Genomic DNA, 18,846 nt, shown 5'->3' on the forward strand with positions numbered 1-18,846 from the left:
CCTCTAAAAAAACAATATTTCAGATTGACTGGCGGAGAGGGAGGGATTCGAACCCTCGATACGCTTGCACGTACTCCGGTTTTCGAGACCGGCCTATTCAGCCACTCTAGCACCTCTCCGGAGGCCCGCTTAATGACGACCGCCGGGCCGGGTTGCAAGTCCGGCGTCCAGTTTTTTCGAAAGAGAGCACACGCTGTGAGTGGGACGGGGCTTAAATTCACCATCCTGGCCGGCATGGCCACGTTGCTCGCTGCCTGCGGGCAGGCGCCGAGCGCGCCGGCGGCGGCCTTACGCCAGTGCGCGCCCCTCAACGGCGCGGCGCAAGTTGCAATCGCCGGCGGCAGATTGGACCGCGGGCCAAACCGGTTTGAACCGGAAGAACAAGCTGGCGGTGCGGGCGATGTGGCATCGTTCAGCATCGATAGCCACGAAGTGACCAACGCGCAGTACGCCGCCTTTGTGGATGCCACACGCTATGTCACCGTCGCCGAACGTCCAGGACCGGATGGCGCGCCGATGGGTGCGGCGGTGTTCGATCGCGCGCAAGCGCGCTGGCGGATCGACCCCACCGCAAACTGGCGCCACCCCGACGGCGCAACTTCAAACATCGAGGGGCGCGGTGCTTACCCCGTCGTCGCGGTCGCCTACGAAGACGCGACCGCATACGCGAGCTGGGCTGGCCGGCGTTTGCCGACGGAAAATGAGTGGGAATATGCAGCGCGGGGCGGCGCTCCCGCCCCCGCAGACCGGCGCGCCGAAGCATTCGACGCTCATGGCGCGGCGCGCGCAAACACCTGGCAAGGCGTCTTTCCATTCCAAGACGCAGGTGAAGATGGTTTCATTGGGCTCGCGCCAGTCGGTTGTTTTCCGCCGAACGCCAATGGCCTCTACGATATGACGGGGAATGTCTGGGAATGGACGAGTGATCGTTTCCTGGGTGCAGATGGAGTGGACACTGCACGAGCGCCTGACGCGCCAAGCCGTGTAATCAAAGGGGGCTCGCAGCTCTGCGCGCCGAATTTCTGCGCCCGCTACCGAAGCGGCTCGCGTCAGCCCGGCGATGAAGGCCTCGGCATGTCACACATCGGATTTCGCACAGTAGCGAGCGCGCCTTAATCGACCAGCGCGCCGAGTATGCGGCGCAGAACGGCTTGCGCTTGCTTGATGCTGAGTTCTTGTTCGTAGCGCAAACGACGCCAAGTTTCGAAACTCATCGCAAGATCGAGAGCTTCCAGCATGTCGCCCTTGGCGAGGTTTGCCGGCAATACCGCGATCAGAGCCTCGCGTTGAAGGCGCGTAATCTTCTTGTGCTCGGTTCGCAAGAAATTCGAGGTGTAGCGGCGCGCGTCCGCCGCGGTTTTGATCGGGAGCATCTGCTCGAACGCCTTGGCGCGACGCTCCACGAGCTCATCCAACCGTTCACGCCACGTATTGGCCACGAAGCTGCGTGCAAATTCGGGGGTCAGCCGCGAGGCCATGATCGCGTGCATTTCTCGAAACACGCCGTCCATGTCGGAAAAGAGCCGAAACACCGTTCGCCGCCCTACCCCGGCGCGCTCAGCTACGAGATCGGCGCTCGGATCGGCTTCGCCTTCACGCAGCAGATCAAGCATGGCCAGCGCAATCTTGCGACGGCTTGCATCAGACCGCTGACGGCGGCCATCGGCCGTCATCGCTTCTTCAGCTCTCTCACTGCGTGCACTCACGCCGTTTCCTTGATGAAGGCGTGGATGACCTCCGCAAGTTCATCCGGCTTATCCTCCTGAAGGAAGTGGCCGCCGCCGACGATTGTCGTGTGCTTTTGACCTTTGCAGCCTGGGACGCGTTCCTGCAGACGCTTTTCAGCGCCGCGCGTGATCGGATCCTGATCGCTGAAGGCGGTGAGAAATGGCTTGTTGAACGCCTCAAGCACTTTCCAAGCCTCGAGGTTTTCCTTCACAGATGGCATGTCAGGCGCAATCGGCACCAGCGCGGGGAATTGTCGTGCGCCGGCCTTGTAGCTCTCGTCCGGATATGGCGCCTCGTACGCATCCATCTCTCGTTGGCTAAGCTCACGCACAGTCCCGCCGTTCAAAATATTGCCGGTTGGGAAGATGGGCACGGTCTGACTAAAGTTTCGCCAAGCCTCAAAGGCGGGATTGGCGCCCGTGCCTGCAGGTAGGAACGTATTGCCTGCCACAACGCGCGCGAAACGGTCAGGAAACGCCGCGACGAGGCGCAGGCCGATCAGGCCGCCCCAATCTTGGCAGAACAAGGTGACCTCTTTCAGATCATTGGCAACGAGCCAATCGCTCATCCATTTCACGTGCTTCTCGTAGGTGTAGTCTTCGCGCTCGCTTGGTTTGTCCGAACGGCCAAAGCCGACGAGATCCGGCGCGACGACGCGATGGCCTAGCACGACGAGGCGTGAAATCATCTTTCGATACAAGAAGGACCAGCTCGGCTCTCCATGCAGCAGCAGGATCGGCGGCTGATCGCGAGGGCCTTCGTCAATTGCTGCGATGCGAAGCGTGACGCCGGAGGCGTCGCGGATGTCCGTATAGTGCGGTGCAAAAGGAAAATCCGCCAAAGTCGAAAAGCGTTCGTCGGGCGTGCGCAGAACCTGCATTTCGTTTCTCCCCCGGGCGACGCGCATTGACATAGCGCCGCTCTGCAATGTATTGGCACTTATAGTGCCTATTGTTACTTGATCGCGTCAAGCCGCAAAATCGAGCGCTGGGGAACGTCAGATGAAAGCAAGAGCCTGGCTTGGCGGGTTGGCCGTGGCGCTAATTGCGGCGGGCGCTGCCGCCTATGCTTTTCGCGGCGAGATTTCCACGCGCCTCGTAGAACGCACGGCGCAAACCGCCATGGCGGAAAATCTGCGCGAACAATTACCGGACGGCTTACACGCGGCATTCTGCGGCACGGGATCGCCACTTCCGGATCGCACGCGGGCGGGCCCGTGCCTTGCGATCATAGCCGGACAACACACGTTCCTATTCGATGCCGGCGATGGCGCGTCAGAAACGCTTTCGCTGATGGGCATTCAACAAAACGAAATCGAAAAGCTTTTTCTCACTCACCTCCACTCCGATCACATCGATGGGATCGACACCGTCGCTCTGCAGCATTGGGCGACCGGGCCGTCCAACGAACAACTCCAGGTAGCCGGCCCGGTTGGCACAGCACGCGTCATCGCTGGCCTCAACGAAGCCTACGCCATCGATCAATCCTATCGCGCTGCGCACCACGGCCCGGACGTGATGCCGTCGAGCGGAGCCGGCATGCACGCGACGGAGTTCACCGTTCCACTGAACGACGGCGAAGAGCTTGAACTCTACAACCAGGACGGCGTGCGCATCGTGACGTTCCGCGTGGAGCACGCGCCTACCGACGCCGTTGGCTATCGCGTCGAATATGGAGGGCGCAGTATCGCCATCAGCGGTGACACATCGCGATCAGCCTCGCTTACGCAAGCAGCCGAAGGGGCTGATCTGCTGGTGCACGAAGTGATTTCGCCACGGCTTGACGCCATCATGCACCAAGCTGCTCAGAATTCAGGTCGTGAGAACATCGGCGCCATCTTCCACGACATCATGGACTATCACACCTCCCCTGAGGACGCCGGACGCGTCGCGCAACAAGCCGGCGTCGGTGCTCTTGCTTTCACGCACTTCCTACCGCAGACGCCTCTCCCGGGCCTTGCGGAGACTTTCGTGCAGGACGCCAAGCGCACGTACGACGGCCCGGTCTTCGCCATGCGTGACGGGGACGTGATTTCATTGCCGCGCGCGGGCGGCATGCTGCGCTCACATCATCTTCGCTGAGGAGAACGTCATGAAACGTCTCGCAATCGTGTTGGGCGCCGTCGCGCTTCTGGCAGCCGGTGGTTATTTACTCTATCAGCGCTACTGGTATTACGCGCCGGGCATCATCGGGAACATCACCAATCCGATTTCGGCGAACCGCGATATCACCTGGGCGCCCGGCCCTGCGGAGGCGCCGAGCGGCGAGCGGCCGCCGAACATCATCGTCATCGTCGCCGACGATCTCGGCTACAATGACATTTCCGCCTTCGGCGGCGGCGTTGCCGGCGTCGTGCAAACGCCGAACATCGACGCCATCGGCCGCGACGGCGTGATTGTCGATCAAGGCTACACGTCGAACGCCACCTGCTCGCCTTCGCGCGCTGCGATCATGACGGGCCGCTACCCGACCCGCTTCGGATTTGAATTCACCTCCGCGCCACAGGCTTTCGCTCGCTACATTTCGCATTCGTCCGAAGACTCAATGCGTCCGGCCATCTTTCATGAAGAGCGCGTTCGCGATGTACCGCCGCGCGCCACATTGGGTCTGCCGCCGAGTGAGGTCACGATCGCCGAGATGCTGCAACAGCAGGGCTATCACACCATGCTGATCGGCAAATGGCACTTGGGCGAAGTCGCTGAAATGCGGCCAGAGGCTCAAGGCTTCAATGAATCACTTGGCGTCATGCAGGGCGCGGCGATGTTCTTGCCGCCGAACGATCCCGATGCCGTCAATGCCCGGCTTGATTTCGATCCAATCGATCGGTTCTTGTGGGCAAACCTAGCCTACGCCGTCGATTGGCACGGCACGGACGGCGACGCACACATGCGCCCACGCGGTTACGTGACGGACTATTTCGCCGATGAAGCCGTTTCCGCGATCGAGGCAAACCGCAATCGGCCGTTCTTTCTCTATCTGAGCTTCACGGCCGCCCACACGCCGCTGCAAGCGACGCGTGAGGATTATGACGCGCTGAGCGCCATCCCCGATCACACGCAACGTGTGTATGGCGCGATGATCCGCTCACTCGATCGCGGCGTCGGCCGCGTGATGCAGGCGCTGCGCGACAACGGCATCGACGACAACACGCTGGTGATCTTCGTCAGCGACAATGGCGGAGCTTGGTACACCGGTCTTCGCGACATTAACGCGCCCTATCGCGGATGGAAGTCGACCTTCTTCGAAGGCGGCATCCGCACGCCCTATTTCGTGCGTTGGCCTGGCGGCTTGCCGCGCGGCGCACGCGTTCCCGGCCCAGCATCGCACATGGACATCTTCGCCACCGCTGCGGCAGTTGCGGGAGCACCCGAGCAAACCCAAGTCGATGGGGTAAACATGCTGCCGTACTTGCGCGGCGAAGCGCAGCCGCCGCGTACGATCTTCTGGCGTTCCGGCCCCTATCGCGTTGTACGCGACGGCGATTGGAAGCTGCAAGTCAGCGAGACGCCCGATCGCGTTTGGCTCTTCAACTTGGCGGAGGATCCGACCGAACAACACGATCTCTCGGCGCAACAGCCAGAACGCGTCGCGGCATTGCGCGCAATGATTGAGGCGCAGAACGCCAACTCGCCGCCACCGCTCTGGCCCGCCCTTATCGAAGGGCCGGTTCGGATCGACGTGCCGCTCAACGCACCGTGGAGCGAAGACCAAGAATATATCTACTGGTCGAACTGATGACGCTTGCGCTCATCTTCAGCGTCTCGCTCGGGGTGCTCATTGCAGCGCTCTGGGCGATTGGCGCACGCGAACAGTGCTTTGCAATCAGCAAAGGCAGCGGACCGCATTGGTTCATTGCGATCCGCGGTCAACCAGGCGCGCTGAAGCCACACGTAAGCGAACGTTGGCGCAGTCGCGCTGATTTCGGTCTGATAGGCGTCCCGCCGGAAGACGCATATTGGCGCCATTTCATCATTGCCAGCGGCGGCGATCCAGCGCGGCTCCCTATCGATCTGGGAACAGCTGAAGACGCATACATCGCGCGCATTAGCTTGCGCCGCCCACCAGCTCTACTTTTTGGCGTGCTCAAGACGCTGGTCGGACTGCGCATCCTGACCAAGCCTGAGGGGCCGATCGTGCAAGACGCACAGACCCTCAGCTTCCGGGGCGATGTCATGCCCAGCGCCGCATCGATTGCACGCCTGCTGGCGCAACCACAAAACTACGCGCCGGCGATGGTGAACTTCCTCGCCTATCATAAGGACGCACAATATCGCACCAGCGCGCCGGGCATCTCCGGTCGCCGCGCTTACTTGCGCTATGGCGTCGTCGCAATGCGCACGGTCTATCGGACGGGCGGGCACTTGCTCTTCACTGGGCGCGTTCTGGACGTCCTGCGCGAAGCCAGCGCCGGGCCCGGCGTTGGCCGATGGGATGATGTGGCGGCGATGCGCTACCCAAATCCGCCCGCCATCCTCTCTATGGAGCACGCCCCCGACTATCACGCCGCGCTCGATGATCGCGACGCGGGGCTCGAACGCACGATTGTGATCGCGACCACACCGGGAATCTGAACCGGCCACCGGTTGCGGACCGGCCCCCGAGGGGGCATCCTGGGCTTCCTACCGGGAGGTCTTACCGTGCGTCTGCTCGCCGTCGCCGCCATACTTGCCGCCACACTGATCGCGACGCCGGCGCTTGCCCAGTCCGGCCCCGGCATGTCGACGCCGCCGACGCGTAGCATTGGGGAACTCAGCCAGCTCAGCCCGACGCACCGTTATTGGGAAATTTGCCTGACAGGCGCCGGTGAAGAAGCAGTGCGCGCCTGTGGCCGCGTCATCGGCGCTCGGGTGTCGAGGCTGCACACGGCGACGGCGCACTATTTCCGTTCGGTGGCACTGACCTCGATGGGCCGCGACGAACGCGCACTGCGCGATCTCCGCCGAGCTTATTTCAGCTACGTCGACCTCCTCTTCGAAGAAGAAGACAACGCCCTCGCCCGCTATGGCCGCGGGCTGAGCCTGATCCGCCTTGGACGGGAAGCCGAAGGCGAGGAAGACATCACGCGCGCGCGTGAGACCTCCGAAGGCCGCGCTGGCGAGTTCTTTGAGATCAGCAGCTAAGTTGCCGGCTCATTCGCCTCCTAGTATGCGCGCGCCATCATGCGCGCTCATCTTGGCGACGGCGCTGACATCGTCGGGGCGCCAGTGGAATTTCGCAGGAACGCTCGATTGTACGCTGCGGTCGCGCAAATGACCTTCAAAAGCCGCTAAATTCGCCATTGTCGGGGTCTTTATTTCATATATAAACTAACGCATGCGCATTGCCTGCGTCGGCGGCGGACCAGCCGCCCTTGTCTTCGCCATCTCCATGATGCTGCGCGACCCGCGGCACGACATCACCGTGTTCGAGCGCAACGATCCTGGCGACACGTTCGGCTGGGGGGTCGTGTTCTCTGACCAGACGATGGAGAACCTTCGCGCCAATGACCCCAAGAGCGCCGATGAGATCGAAGCCGGCTTCGCGCATTGGGATGACATCGATGTTCATATTCACGGCGAGACGGTCACGTCATCGGGCCACGGCTTCGTTGGGATCGGGCGCAAGCGGCTGCTGAATATTCTACAACAACGGGCCGGCGAACTCGGTACGCGCCTAAAGTTCAACACCGAAATCGAGCCCTTGCCGCAATTGATGGCGGAGTACGATCTCGTACTCGCGTGCGACGGCGCAAATTCCAAGCTTCGCACGGCCCACGCCGCGCATTTCGGAGTTGATATCGACCTCCGCCCTAACAAATATATTTGGCTGGGCGCCGACAAAACGTTCGACGCATTCACGTTCGCCTTTGAGAACACGGAACACGGTTGGGTTTGGGCGCACGCCTACAAGTTCGAAGACAGCGCATCGACCTTCATCGTCGAATGCAGCGAAGCGACATGGCGAAGCTTCGGCTTTGACGAAATGAGCCAAGACGAGACCTGCCGCGCAGCGGAAAAGCTGTTCGCCAAATATCTCGCCGGCGCGACACTTTCGACCAACGCCAAGCACCTCCGGGGCTCGGCCTGGCTGAACTTTCCCCGCATCGTCTGCGAAACCTGGCATAAGGATAATCTCATCCTCATGGGTGACGCCGCTCATACGGCGCACTTCTCGATCGGTTCGGGCACCAAACTTGCCATCGAAGATGCGATCAAGCTGGCTCAGGTTCTGCATAGTGAAAGGCCGTTGGCGGAGGCGCTCGCCGAGTACCGCGCGGAGCGCCAAGTTGAGGTGCTCAAGCTGCAAAATGCGGCGCGCAATTCAACCGAATGGTTTGAACATATCGATCGCTACGCAACACTCGATCCCTTGCAGTTCACCTATTCCCTGCTCACGCGCAGTCAGCGCGTAAGCCACGAGAATCTGCGCCTACGAGACAAGAATTTTCTTCAACGCGTCGAAAGCTGGTTTTCCGGCATTGCGCAAAATCCGCCGCCACCGATGTTCGCGCCGCTCAGGCTCCGCGACATGGAAATTGCAAACCGCATCGTGGTTTCGCCGATGTGCATGTATTCGGCGACCGACGGTGAAGTGAATGACTTCCACCTCGTCCACTACGGCGCTCGCGCGGCGGGTGGCGCGGGGCTCATCTTCACCGAGATGACGGACGTTTCCGTCGATGCCCGCATCACGCCCGGTTGCGCGGGCATGTATGCCGATAAGCATGTCGCAGCATGGAAGCGCATCGTGGACTACGTTCACTGCCACGCGAACGCGAAGTTTGCACTTCAATTGGCGCACGCCGGGCGCAAAGGTTCCACACGGGCGCCGTGGGACGAAACTTTTCCCGACCAGCCGCTGGAGGCAGGAAACTGGGAGATCATCGCTCCGTCGCCGATCGCCTGGTCGGATCGCAACGCCACGCCGCGCGAAATGACCCGCGCCGACATGGAGCGCGTCAAGGCTGATTTCGTTCGTGCGACGCTGATGGGCGAGAGAGCAGGGTTCGATATGCTCGAACTGCATTGTGGACACGGCTATTTGCTGTCCTCATTTCTCACTCCGATTAGCAATCACCGCACTGACGAGTACGGAGGCGATGTCGCCAGCCGGTTGCGATTTCCACTCGAAGTGTTCATTGCGATGCGCGCCATCTGGCCCAAGCACAAGCCAATGAGCGTTCGCATCTCCGCTACCGATTGGCACGATGAAGGGTTGACGCCCGAAGATTCCATCGCGATCGCAGAAGCGTTTGCCGAGGCCGGCGCGGATCTCATCGACGTTTCAGCCGGGCAGACCACCCCACTCGGCCGCCCAGTCTATGGGCGCATGTTCCAAACTCCGTTCTGCGACCGCATTCGTAACGAAGCGCACGTGAAGACCATGGCCGTCGGCAACATTTTCGAACCGGATCACATCAATTCGATCCTCGCCGCCGGCCGCGCTGACCTTTGCGCTTTGGCGCGCCCGCACTTGATGGATCCCAACTGGTCGCTGCGCGCCGCTGCCGAACTCGGCTACGGCCAGCTCCCGCCACCAAAGCAATATCGTACCGGCTACGCACAGATGCGGCGCAACCTCATGCGCAAGGAGCAATGATGAGCCATCACGTGTTCATTTCTGGAGGCGGCACCGGCATCGGTCTCGCCACGGCGCGCGCACTGGCGCCAACTGGCGCCCGCTTCACGCTCGTGGGCCGCGACGGCGCACGCGTGCAAAGCGCCGCAGAGGAATTCGAGAGCGCGCAAGGAGTTTCGTGCGACGTTTCCGACGAAGCGTCCGTCAACGCCGCCTTCGAAGCGGCGCGCGATCGCTACGGCACGATCGATATCCTGATCAACAATGCCGGCATCACACCCTCTGCGCCGCTCCACTGCATGGACCTAGCCACCTGGAACCAAGTGCTGGCGATTAACCTCACCGGCGCGTTTCTTTGCTCACGCGCCGCGCTCGCGGACATGTACGCAAAGAAGTGGGGACGCATCGTCAACGTTGCTTCGATCGCCGGCCTTAAGGGCGGGCCGTACATCTCCGCTTACTGCGCCTCGAAGCATGGAATGATCGGTATGACGCGCGCGCTGGCGTACGAAGCCGCCAAGCGTGGCGTCACCGTCAACGCCGTCTGCCCCGGCTATGTCGAAACCGACATTGTCACCAAGGCAGCCGAAAACATTTCCAGCAAGACAAAGCTCACGGAAGATGAAGCACGCGCCATGCTCTATGCGGGCAACCCGCAAGGTCGCCTCATAGCAGCCGATGAAGTCGCCAGCGCCATCGCGTGGCTATGCAGCGACGGCGCCGCCGCTACGAACGGCGCGGCAATCCCGATGTCGGGCGGCGAGATCTGATGCCGCAAGCAAGCGAGTCGGTGCGCCTTTCGCTCCGTCTCCTCAGCACCGGGCGCCTGATTGAACGCGAAGTTGACGCGCTCATGCGCGCGCGATTCAACAGCACCATTGCACGCTTCGATTTCCTCGCGGCGCTCGACCGGCACGGCGCACTGACGCTGGGCGAAGTGTCGCAATATTTGCTGGTCTCGAACGGCAACATAACGCAGCTGCGAACCCGCCTCTCCGAAGAGGCGCTCATTGAAACGGAGCAAGATCCGGACGATCGCCGCATCCAACGCGTGCGGTTGACGCGCCAGGGCGAAAGCGTATTCAAGCAAATGGCCAAAGCGCACGCGGCGTGCGTCGACGCGCTGTTGCGCGATCTGTCACAAGCCGACAAGAACGCGCTGTCGCGGCTTCTCGATGCTGCCAGGGCATCGTTGCGCCGCAAGGTTACAAAGGGAGCGACGGCGTGATGAACGATGGCTGGAAGAGCGCCGACTATCGCGCCGAACATTTCCTCTGGAGCGTCGAAGATCGTGTCGCCACGGTGACGCTGAACCGCCCCGAGCGCAAAAATCCCCTCACCTTCGAAAGCTACGCTGAGTTGCGCGACCTCTTTCGACGCCTGAGCTACGCCGACGATTGCCGCGCGGTGGTGTTCACGGGCGCCGGCGGCAATTTCTGCTCGGGCGGTGACGTGCACGATATCATCGCACCGCTCACAAAGATGACGATGCCGGAACTGATGCGTTTCACACGTATGACTGGCGATCTCGTCAAAGCGATGCGCGCTTGCCCTCAACCCATCGTTGCCGCGGTTGAAGGCGCTTGCGCCGGCGCAGGCGCCATCATCGCGATGGCGAGCGACATTCGTTTCGCTTCGGCCAACGCCAAGACGGCGTTCCTCTTCACGCGCGTCGGCCTCGCAGGCTGCGATATGGGGGCCTGCGCGATACTTCCGCGCATTATCGGTCACGGCCGGGCGAGCGAGCTTCTCTACACCGGCCGCTCGATGAGCGCAGAGGAAGGTGCGGCATGGGGGTTTTTCAATCGCATCACTGAAGCGCCGCTCAACGATGCTAAAGCCTTCGCACGCGATCTCGCCAACGGTCCCGCGTTCGCGCACTCCGTGACCAAGAACCAGCTTAACATGGAGTGGAATATGAGCCTCGAGCAGGCGCTCGAGGCCGAAGCACAAGCTCAAGCCATCTGCATGCAAACCAAAGACTTCGAACGCGCCTATGTCGCGTTCGCCTCAAAACAGAAGCCCGTATTCGAGGGTGATTGATGGCGGATTGTAGCTATCTCAATTGGCCGTTCTTCGACGCGCGCCACCGCGAGCTGGCGGCGTCACTCAATGCCTGGCTCGGCGCCACATCGTTCCCGCACCACGTCAACGAAGACAAAGTCGACACCGCTTGTGCTGAATTCTTGGCCGAAATGGTGAAGGGCGGTTTCACCGCCAATGCCGTTTCGACGGAGGGTGCAGCGCTCGACGTACGTAGCCTCTGCCTCACCCGTGAGCACTTCGCGCGCCATTCCGGCCTTCTCGATTTCGTCTTCGCCATGCAGGGTCTCGGTAGCGGTCCCATTTCCCTCTTCGGTACGCCCGAACAGCGCGCGCATTACCTCCGCGACGTGGCCGCCGGAAAGAAAGTCGCTGCTTTTGCCTTATCCGAACCAGAAGCCGGGTCGGACGCCGCATCACTCACACTCACGGCACGCGCCGACGGCGATCACTTCATACTCGATGGCGAAAAGACCTGGATATCCAATGGCGGCATCGCGAGCTTCTATGTCGTCTTTGCCCGCACCGGCGAAGCGCCGGGTGCAAAGGGCGTCAGCGCGATTATCGTTGATGCGGACTCACCGGGCCTGAGTGTGGTCGAGCGCATTCCGCTCATCGCCGCCCACCCGCTGGCACGGCTCAAGTTCGAGAACGTGCGCGTTCCCCATGGCAATCTGATCGGCAAGCCAGGTGAAGGCTTCAAGACCGCGATGGCGACGCTCGATGTCTTCCGCTCGACGGTTGGCGCGGCAGCGCTCGGCATGGCCCGCCGAGCGCTTGATGAAACGCTAACACGCGCCAAGACACGTCAGATCAACGGTGCGCCAATGGCTGAGTTGCAGATGGTGCAGGCTATGATCTCGGACATGGCGCTGAAGATCGACGCCGCCGCCCTTCTCATTTACCGCGCGGCCTGGACAAAGGATTCCGGCGCCCCGCGTGTCACGCGCGAAGCCGCAATGGCGAAACTCTACGCCACAGATACCGCACAAGAAATCATTGACGCCGCCGTTCAGCTTCACGGCGGCTGGGGCGTCGTGCACGGTCATCCGATCGAGTGCCTGTATCGAGATATCCGCGCGTTGCGCATCTACGAGGGCGCCTCCGAGGTGCAGAAGGTCATCATCGCTCGTCAGACGCTTGCGCAGGAGGCCCCATGAGCGCGCACGTCGACACCTTCGTTCGTGACAACCTTCCACCACAGGATCAGTGGCCGGAGCTGAAATTCACGCTTCCGGAGTTGCAGTTTCCCGCCCTCTTCAATGCGAGCTCGATCCTGGATCGCGCCATCGCCAATAACCACGGCGCAAGAAACGCCGTGCTCTATTCTTCTGACGCTATCAGCTACGGCTTGCTACTCGAAGAGGCGAACCGCATTGCTCACGTCCTGGCGCAGGCTTTCGGACTGAAACCGGGAAATCGCGTACTCATCCACTCGTCCAATACAAGATTGTCTATGGCGGTCTGGTGGGCCGTGTGGCGCGCCGGCGGCGTCGCCGTGGGCACAATGCCGATGTTGCGCGCACATGAGCTCGCCGTGATCCTCAACAAGGCGCAGATATCACACGCCATCGTCGACACCCAGCGCGCCGGCGAGCTTGAGCAAGCACAACGCGATGCGCCAGTTCTCAAACACATTCTGACCACGGACGACATCGGCGAGCGCATGACCTCAGCGCCAAGCGAGTATGCTCTTGTGGCGACAGCAGCGGACGACCCAGCCCTAATCGCCTTTACGTCCGGCACAACCGGAACGCCAAAAGGCTGCGTCCACCTCCACCGCGACATTGCGGCGATGGCGGAGACGTTTTCACGCCACGTGCTGCGGCCCAAATCGACTGACGTCTTCATTGGCACGCCGCCGCTGGCGTTCACATTCGGCCTCGGCGCCGGAGTGATCTTTCCTGCGAACGTCGGAGCAGCGACGGCGATCTGCCCAAAGCCAGGATTCGACGTGCTCGCCGACACGATTGAGCAGCATAGAGCCACGACACTGTTCACGTCGCCCACCGGCTATCGTGCGCTTATGAAGCAAGACTTGAGCAAGTTGGGCTCGCTTCATACCTGCGTATCGGCTGGCGAGCATCTGCCGCGCGCCACTTCGGACCAATGGTTCGAGCGCACGGGCATCCGCATCATTGACGGCATCGGTTCGACAGAGATGATCCATATCTTCGTCTCGGCGCGCGGCAATGACATTCGCCCCGGCGCCACGGGAAAAGCCGTGCCCGGATACGAAGCCACCTTGCTCGATGAGAATGATCAGCCAATCGAAGGCGAAGGCGAAGGTCGCTTGGCGATCAAAGGCCCGACCGGATGCCGCTACCTCGCGGACGATCGTCAACGCAATTACGTCATCAACGGCTGGAACGTGACCGGCGACGTCTATCAGCGCGATTCCGAAGGCTACTTCCGGTACATCGCCCGCGCCGACGACATGATCATTTCTTCCGGTTACAATATTGGTGCGCCTGAAGTGGAGAATGCGCTGCTGACGCATGACGCTGTGGCTGAGTGCGCGGTTGTCGGCGTCCCGGACGAAGAACGCGGACAGATCGTCAAAGCGTTCGTCGTGCTAAAGGAAGGTGCACACGCGACAGGCCGCACACTTCAAGACCACGTCAAAGAAACTATCGCGCCTTACAAATATCCGCGCGCCGTGGAATTCGTTGCGGAACTTCCGAAGACTTACACGGGCAAGGTGCAGCGCTTCAAACTACGGTCACCCTCATGAAATTCACGCGCGACCTTATCGTCCGCTTCGAACATTGCGATGCGGCAGGACTTATTTTCTATCCACGTTTCTTCGGGCTGGTGAATGAAACCGTTGAAGATTGGTTCGCCAGCTTGGGCCACTCCTTTAAGTCGCTGCATGTCGATGAACGCAAGGGTGTGCCGACGGTGCGGTTCGAGAGTGAGTTCGTGGGACCTGTCCGCATCGGCGACCTGCTGCACCAGCAACTCGGCGTCGATTCCATCGGCAACAGCTCGCTCAATCTAAAGCATATCGCTTCAATCGGGACGCGCACGGTGGCGCGTTTCGACCAGACCATCGTCTTCACCGATCTTTCAAGCATGAAGGCTGAGCCATGGCCCGCCGGCCTGCGCGCCGCCATCACCAACTTCGCAAAGCTGGACGCATGAGAACGCTCCTTCCCGAGGGATGGCCCCGCCCCAAAGGCTACGCAAACGGCATCGAAGCCGACGGGCGTCTCGTGTTCGTCGCAGGTCAGATCGGCTGGACGCCCGAGGGAGTGTTCGAAGCGAACACCCTCTCCGCGCAATTTGCGCAAACGCTCGACAACACACTCGCTATCTTGCGCGAAGCCAATGCCGGGCCGGAACACATCGCGCGCATGACCTGGTACATCACAGATAAACGCGCGTATTTAGGATCGCTTGCTGAAATTGGCGCGATCTGGCGCGAAAAGATGGGGCGGAACTTCCCAGCGATGGCGGTCGTCGAAGTGAAGGCGCTCATCGAGGACGCCGCGCTCATCGAAATCGAGACAACCGCCGTCGTCCCGCGCTAAACTGGCGTCAGGAGCGTTCTATGGCAGACCACAGCCTTTTCATCTTCGTCCGCGTACAGGGTGCAACACCCGAAGCTGTCGGCAACGCGCTGCGCGACAGCACCGACAAGATCATGGATATTTATTCGATCATGGGCGAATGGGACCTCTTGGTCCGCATCGAACACCCCGATCTGAACACGATCCAAAAGGTGGTCACCGAAAGCATTCGCGCGCACGCCAACGTGGCGCAGACCTACACGATCCTTGGCTATCAATTATACGGCTCGAAGTGGCCGGGCTTCGACTTCCCCGACTCCAAATGAGTCTTGATCTCGAAGCTGAGTACAACAATCGCGCCCGCGTGTCGGGCCACGCGGCGATTATCGCGCGCTGGGCTGCAGAGAGCAAAGCCTACCGCAACCTCAACGCACCTCGCGTCATCGAGTACGGTCCGGGCGAGCGTAACACCTTCGACATGTTCGACGCCGGAGACGGCCCTACGGTCATGTTCGTGCATGGTGGTTACTGGCAGGCGCTCGAAAAAAGCTTCTTCAGCAACATGGCGCGTGGCCTAAACGAACATGGCGTAAGCGTCGCCGTTCCGAGCTACGATCTTTGCCCCACCGTCCGCATCGGCGATATCGTCGAGCAAATGCGCACCGCGAGCACGGTCCTACATCGCGCGAGCAATGCACCAGTAATCATCGCTGGCCATTCCGCGGGCGGACACATTTCGGCGTGCCTCCTAACGACCGAAGCGCACATCACATCAGCCTATGCTATCTCGGGATTGTTCGATCTTTCCCCGCTCATCACCACCAGCCTCAACGAGCGTTTGGGGTTGGACGAAGCAGAAGCCAATGCGCTCAGCCCCCTCTTCTGGCCGGCGCCTGAAGGCAAATCATTGGACGCCGTCGTCGGCGGCATCGAAAGCAGCGAGTTCTTGCGCCAAAGCGCGAGCATCGTCTGGGCTTGGGGTGAGGACGGGGTAGAGACGCGCTACGAAGAAATCGAAGGCGCAGACCATTTCACGGTCATAGACCCTTTATCAGACCCCGCATCGGCGATGTGCGAACGCCTCGCTCAATTGTGTGCGCAGGCCCGGCGAACCTAAGTCGCCGGCAACAATTTGCGACCTGCTGCAAAGAGCGCAATCAAAACGATCTCCACCACCATCGGCGGCAGCATCGTCGCGTCGTAGCCTGAGAGCGCAATCGTCAGCAGCCGGCCGCTGAACCCGATGCCGATCAAAAGCAGCGGCGCCGTCAAGAATCGCGCGCAATTGCGGATGGCCGCGACAAGGCTCAACACGCCCACCGCGCCAAACAATGCCCCGAAATCCGCACGCAGCGTCGAATAGCCAAGCAACCCTTGCGCTTCGACGCCGAAGCGCGCGGCTAACACATCCGTATTGAACCAAAAGCCAAGAGCCACCAACAGCCCAAGCAAGCCTGCAATGGCGAGCAGTGCACGAAGAACGAGATTCATGACGGCGCCCCCACGTCGCGAGCGCTCAACCTGCCACACATGGGATACGCGCGACAAGCGAGAACGCCTGCGAAATTAGCCTCCTTAAAAGCGCAGCGCGCGCTCCAAGTCCGCCAAGAGGTCGTCTTCGTGCTCAAGCCCAATCGAAAGGCGAAGCAGCGTGTCGCCAATTCCAGCTGTGCAACGCGCTTCCGCTGCCATCGAGGCGTGGGTCATCGAAGCGGGATGCGCCACCAAACTTTCGACGCCCCCCAACGATTCCGCCAACGTGAACACGCTCAAGCTTTCCAAGGCAGCGCGCACTTCGCCTTCACCGCCATCAATCTCGAAGCTCAACATCGCGCCGAAGCCGGTCTGTTGACGTCGCGCAACGTCGTGCGTTGGATGAGACTCAAGGCCCGGATAATAGACCGCGCTGACCCGAGGGTGCGCCGCAAGCCACGACGCAATCTTACCCGCGCTCCGCTGCTGCCGCTCCAGGCGCACGCTGAGCGTTCTCAAGCCACGCAACGTCAGCCACGAGTCGAACGGTGCGCCGGTGACGCCGGTACAATTGGCCCACCAGACTAACTGCTCTAGATCCTCTGCCTTCACCGCAATCACCGCGCCGCCAACGACATCCGAGTGCCCGTTCAGGTATTTGGTCGTCGAGTGCACGACATAATCCGCACCGAACGCGATCGGCTTCTGCAAAGCCGGCGATAGAAACGTGTTGTCGACAGCAACGCGTGCGCCAACCAGCTTGGCGCGCTTCGCGATCCCCGCGATATCGACAACGCGCATCAAAGGATTGCTGGGCGTCTCCACCCACACCAATGCGGCCCCGCTCGCCAAAGCGACGCCCAGCGCGTCATTGTCACCCTGATCAACAAAGACGACGTCAATCGCCTTCTTGCGCGCACGCGCCGCAAAAAGACGCCACGTGCCACCGTAACAATCGTGTGGCGCAATTACGCGCGCCCCAGGTTCAAGCTGCGACAAGACAAGATCGACCGCCGACATGCCCGAGCTGGTGATCACAGCCCCAGCGCCGCCCTCCAGAGCTGCAAGAGCGCCTGCCAAAACATCGCGCGTTGGATTGCCCGAGCGAGAGTAATCGTAGGCGCGCTTGCCGCCATAGCCATCGAAGCTGTAGTTCGCGGAGAGGTATAATGGCGGAATGACAGAACCGTGTGTCGGATCGTCGTTCACACCGGTCGAACACAAGATGGTTTCGTCGTGCTTGCTCATTCTGCGCCCTCCAGGCACGTGCGAATAATGGTGGCGACCTGCGCCGGTTCTTTGAGAAAGGCGTCATGCCCATAAAGCGAGGGCAGCTCATGCAAAGCGTGCAAATGCGGCAAGCGGCGCGACAGCTCTTCAATGCACTCAATCGGCGCGATCTGATCGGTCGGGCAAGCGGCCAACGTAACTGCCGCCTGAATGCACGCGGGCTCAACTTCGAGCCGATCGATGGACTCGCTCAACGACAGCCAACGCTGAGGCGCCATGGCGCTGACATACGCATCGCCGCGCGCAACCAAATAGCGATCAAGATCCGAGCGGCCATCGTCGCCCACACGCCCCGGGAAGCGACAGTCGAACTCCTCGGCGCTACGATACGTGATCATTGCCAATTGCCGCGCGAGTGAGAGGCCCTCTTCCACGGCGCCTTGCGCCAACGCGAACTCGACAACGCGGCGCTGCACACCGCGCCAACCACGCGCCAACACAGCGGGCTTATGCGCCGCGGAAATCGCGCACAGGCGTTCAAGCCGTTCAGGCGCCTCGGCCGCAAACGCCAAGCCAACCATCGCGCCATAGGAAGCGCCGACCCACGCGTGCACACGGCGGACGCCAAGAGGATCCAGCGCGATCGCGACCAATCTTGCTTGATCCAGCGGCGATAGCCGTATGCGCTGATCTTCGGTCGGAGCGAAATCGAACCCAAGCGCGCAATACCGCATCAGATCGATCGCAGCGCCTTCGCCAATTTGGTCTCCCCACCAATCATGGAGAAACCGCCCACTAGAAATGCCGCCGGCGACCACGATGAGCGGCTGGCGTAGATCGCCATAAAGGCGCAGGCGGATATGCGCGTCTGGCAATAAATCGCCACTCTCGCAGCGAAAATCGCTCGGTACATCAACGAAAAAATCTTCACCAGGCGCGGTCTCGCGCGCATCTGATTTAAGCGCGAGCATGATCAGGCGCCTTCGCGAGCATCAAGTGTTCGACACAAGCCGCGCCGGACACGAACGCGCCGAGATCCGCAACGAACGCGCGCGCGCGCGTTGCTGAAATCGCCTTGACCCGGCATTTCAAGATGAAACCGTCGGCTTGCGGATTGACCGAGAGCGCGTGCAGCTCTGCGCCTGCCTCGGAAAGCCTCTGCACGATCACGGCAGCGCTCTCCCAATCGCGAAGAGTCAGCAGCAGCTCGTGCTGCAATTCCAATCCAGGAAGACAAAAATCGTCTTCATCGCTGCATATCTCGGGAGGTGTCGGTGCCTCAAACGCCATGACGCTACGCCTT

Annotated in this window: 22 protein-coding genes and 1 tRNA gene; 15 read left to right on the plus strand and 8 right to left on the minus strand. The window is 61.2% G+C overall.

The annotated features are described in order from the left end of the window. Positions 1-29: 29 nt before the first annotated feature. Positions 30-119, minus strand: a tRNA-Ser gene (locus tag ATE48_RS08895). A gap of 76 nt (positions 120-195) precedes the next feature. Between ATE48_RS08895 and ATE48_RS08900 the strand changes: the two genes are divergently transcribed. Next, a complete protein-coding gene (locus ATE48_RS08900) occupies positions 196-1,116 on the plus strand; it encodes an SUMF1/EgtB/PvdO family nonheme iron enzyme (protein WP_228126870.1) in 921 nt (306 codons plus the stop codon). Here ATE48_RS08900 and ATE48_RS08905 read toward each other — a convergent pair. Together ATE48_RS08905 and ATE48_RS08910 are read right to left on the minus strand one after the other, a co-directional pair. After that, on the minus strand, positions 1,113-1,706 hold the full coding sequence (locus ATE48_RS08905) for a TetR/AcrR family transcriptional regulator (RefSeq protein WP_156767691.1): 594 nt from the start codon (positions 1,704-1,706) through the stop codon (positions 1,113-1,115). The two genes, ATE48_RS08900 and ATE48_RS08905, sit on opposite strands and share 4 nt — an antisense overlap. After that, positions 1,703-2,608, minus strand: coding sequence for a haloalkane dehalogenase (locus tag ATE48_RS08910; protein ID WP_066770309.1), 906 nt, complete (start codon positions 2,606-2,608; stop codon positions 1,703-1,705). The genes ATE48_RS08905 and ATE48_RS08910 overlap by 4 nt, the downstream gene beginning before the upstream one ends. Positions 2,609-2,729: 121 nt before the next feature. On the opposite strand from ATE48_RS08910, the gene ATE48_RS08915 reads away from it, so the two are divergent. The 4 genes from ATE48_RS08915 to ATE48_RS08930 all read left to right on the plus strand — a co-directional run bounded on the left by ATE48_RS08915 (position 2,730) and on the right by ATE48_RS08930 (position 6,848). Beyond that, positions 2,730-3,809 carry an MBL fold metallo-hydrolase gene (locus tag ATE48_RS08915; protein ID WP_066770313.1) on the plus strand — a complete coding sequence of 360 codons (1,080 nt, stop codon included), beginning with the start codon at positions 2,730-2,732 and terminating at the stop codon, positions 3,807-3,809. Positions 3,810-3,819: 10 nt separating this feature from the next. Then, complete coding sequence (locus ATE48_RS08920) at positions 3,820-5,463, plus strand: sulfatase-like hydrolase/transferase (protein ID WP_066770316.1); 1,644 nt, start codon at positions 3,820-3,822, stop codon at positions 5,461-5,463. Then, positions 5,463-6,299 (plus strand): DUF1330 domain-containing protein, encoded by an 837-nt coding sequence (locus ATE48_RS08925; RefSeq protein ID WP_066770318.1) that lies wholly within the window; start codon positions 5,463-5,465, stop codon positions 6,297-6,299. Before ATE48_RS08920 ends, ATE48_RS08925 begins: the two co-directional genes overlap by 1 nt. Before the next feature lie 66 nt (positions 6,300-6,365). Beyond that, positions 6,366-6,848, plus strand: a complete 483-nt coding sequence (locus ATE48_RS08930; RefSeq protein ID WP_066770320.1) for a tetratricopeptide repeat protein — start codon at positions 6,366-6,368, stop codon at positions 6,846-6,848. A 9-nt stretch (positions 6,849-6,857) separates the two neighbouring features. Here the strand turns inward: ATE48_RS08930 and ATE48_RS20015 are convergent, their stop codons facing one another. Continuing rightward, positions 6,858-7,007: a hypothetical protein gene (locus tag ATE48_RS20015; protein WP_228126871.1), complete on the minus strand. Its 150-nt coding sequence runs from the start codon at positions 7,005-7,007 to the stop codon at positions 6,858-6,860. 34 nt (positions 7,008-7,041) lie between these two features. On the opposite strand from ATE48_RS20015, the gene ATE48_RS08935 reads away from it, so the two are divergent. Genes ATE48_RS08935 through ATE48_RS08980 form a run of 10 tightly spaced genes read left to right on the plus strand, consistent with a single transcriptional unit; the run spans position 7,042 to position 15,957 of the window. Next, on the plus strand, positions 7,042-9,306 hold the full coding sequence (locus tag ATE48_RS08935) for a bifunctional salicylyl-CoA 5-hydroxylase/oxidoreductase (RefSeq protein WP_066770321.1): 2,265 nt from the start codon (positions 7,042-7,044) through the stop codon (positions 9,304-9,306). Continuing rightward, the gene (locus tag ATE48_RS08940) at positions 9,303-10,055 is read left to right on the plus strand and encodes an SDR family NAD(P)-dependent oxidoreductase (protein ID WP_066770324.1); all 753 of its coding nucleotides are present in this window, start codon (positions 9,303-9,305) and stop codon (positions 10,053-10,055) included. Before ATE48_RS08935 ends, ATE48_RS08940 begins: the two co-directional genes overlap by 4 nt. Beyond that, positions 10,055-10,513 (plus strand): MarR family winged helix-turn-helix transcriptional regulator, encoded by a 459-nt coding sequence (locus ATE48_RS08945; protein ID WP_066770326.1) that lies wholly within the window; start codon positions 10,055-10,057, stop codon positions 10,511-10,513. Before ATE48_RS08940 ends, ATE48_RS08945 begins: the two co-directional genes overlap by 1 nt. Continuing rightward, positions 10,513-11,328 carry an enoyl-CoA hydratase family protein gene (locus ATE48_RS08950; RefSeq protein ID WP_066770330.1) on the plus strand — a complete coding sequence of 272 codons (816 nt, stop codon included), beginning with the start codon at positions 10,513-10,515 and terminating at the stop codon, positions 11,326-11,328. The genes ATE48_RS08945 and ATE48_RS08950 overlap by 1 nt, the downstream gene beginning before the upstream one ends. Next, on the plus strand, positions 11,328-12,488 hold the full coding sequence (locus ATE48_RS08955; protein WP_066770334.1) for an acyl-CoA dehydrogenase family protein: 1,161 nt from the start codon (positions 11,328-11,330) through the stop codon (positions 12,486-12,488). The genes ATE48_RS08950 and ATE48_RS08955 overlap by 1 nt, the downstream gene beginning before the upstream one ends. Next, positions 12,485-14,062: an AMP-binding protein gene (locus ATE48_RS08960; protein ID WP_066770343.1), complete on the plus strand. Its 1,578-nt coding sequence runs from the start codon at positions 12,485-12,487 to the stop codon at positions 14,060-14,062. The genes ATE48_RS08955 and ATE48_RS08960 overlap by 4 nt, the downstream gene beginning before the upstream one ends. Beyond that, positions 14,059-14,472, plus strand: a complete 414-nt coding sequence (locus ATE48_RS08965) for an acyl-CoA thioesterase (protein WP_066770346.1) — start codon at positions 14,059-14,061, stop codon at positions 14,470-14,472. Before ATE48_RS08960 ends, ATE48_RS08965 begins: the two co-directional genes overlap by 4 nt. After that, positions 14,469-14,861, plus strand: coding sequence for a RidA family protein (locus ATE48_RS08970; protein WP_066770350.1), 393 nt, complete (start codon positions 14,469-14,471; stop codon positions 14,859-14,861). Before ATE48_RS08965 ends, ATE48_RS08970 begins: the two co-directional genes overlap by 4 nt. Before the next feature lie 20 nt (positions 14,862-14,881). After that, the gene (locus ATE48_RS08975) at positions 14,882-15,166 is read left to right on the plus strand and encodes an Lrp/AsnC ligand binding domain-containing protein (RefSeq protein WP_066770352.1); all 285 of its coding nucleotides are present in this window, start codon (positions 14,882-14,884) and stop codon (positions 15,164-15,166) included. After that, positions 15,163-15,957 carry an alpha/beta hydrolase gene (locus ATE48_RS08980; protein ID WP_066770359.1) on the plus strand — a complete coding sequence of 265 codons (795 nt, stop codon included), beginning with the start codon at positions 15,163-15,165 and terminating at the stop codon, positions 15,955-15,957. Before ATE48_RS08975 ends, ATE48_RS08980 begins: the two co-directional genes overlap by 4 nt. Here the strand turns inward: ATE48_RS08980 and ATE48_RS08985 are convergent. The 4 genes from ATE48_RS08985 to ATE48_RS09000 all read right to left on the minus strand — a co-directional run bounded on the left by ATE48_RS08985 (position 15,954) and on the right by ATE48_RS09000 (position 18,833). Continuing rightward, positions 15,954-16,331, minus strand: a complete 378-nt coding sequence (locus tag ATE48_RS08985) for a hypothetical protein (RefSeq protein ID WP_066770361.1) — start codon at positions 16,329-16,331, stop codon at positions 15,954-15,956. The two genes, ATE48_RS08980 and ATE48_RS08985, sit on opposite strands and share 4 nt — an antisense overlap. 84 nt (positions 16,332-16,415) lie before the next feature. Then, positions 16,416-17,561 (minus strand): cystathionine gamma-synthase, encoded by a 1,146-nt coding sequence (gene metB, locus ATE48_RS08990; protein WP_066770364.1) that lies wholly within the window; start codon positions 17,559-17,561, stop codon positions 16,416-16,418. Further along, positions 17,558-18,514 carry an alpha/beta fold hydrolase gene (locus ATE48_RS08995; protein WP_066770367.1) on the minus strand — a complete coding sequence of 319 codons (957 nt, stop codon included), beginning with the start codon at positions 18,512-18,514 and terminating at the stop codon, positions 17,558-17,560. The genes metB and ATE48_RS08995 overlap by 4 nt, the downstream gene beginning before the upstream one ends. Next, on the minus strand, positions 18,501-18,833 hold the full coding sequence (locus ATE48_RS09000; protein WP_066770369.1) for a hypothetical protein: 333 nt from the start codon (positions 18,831-18,833) through the stop codon (positions 18,501-18,503). The genes ATE48_RS08995 and ATE48_RS09000 overlap by 14 nt, the downstream gene beginning before the upstream one ends. Between the last annotated feature and the right edge of the window lie 13 nt (positions 18,834-18,846).

Origin of the sequence: Candidatus Viadribacter manganicus (genome assembly GCF_001679665.1) — a bacterium.
Classification (GTDB): domain Bacteria; phylum Pseudomonadota; class Alphaproteobacteria; order Caulobacterales; family Aquidulcibacteraceae; genus Vitreimonas; species Vitreimonas manganica.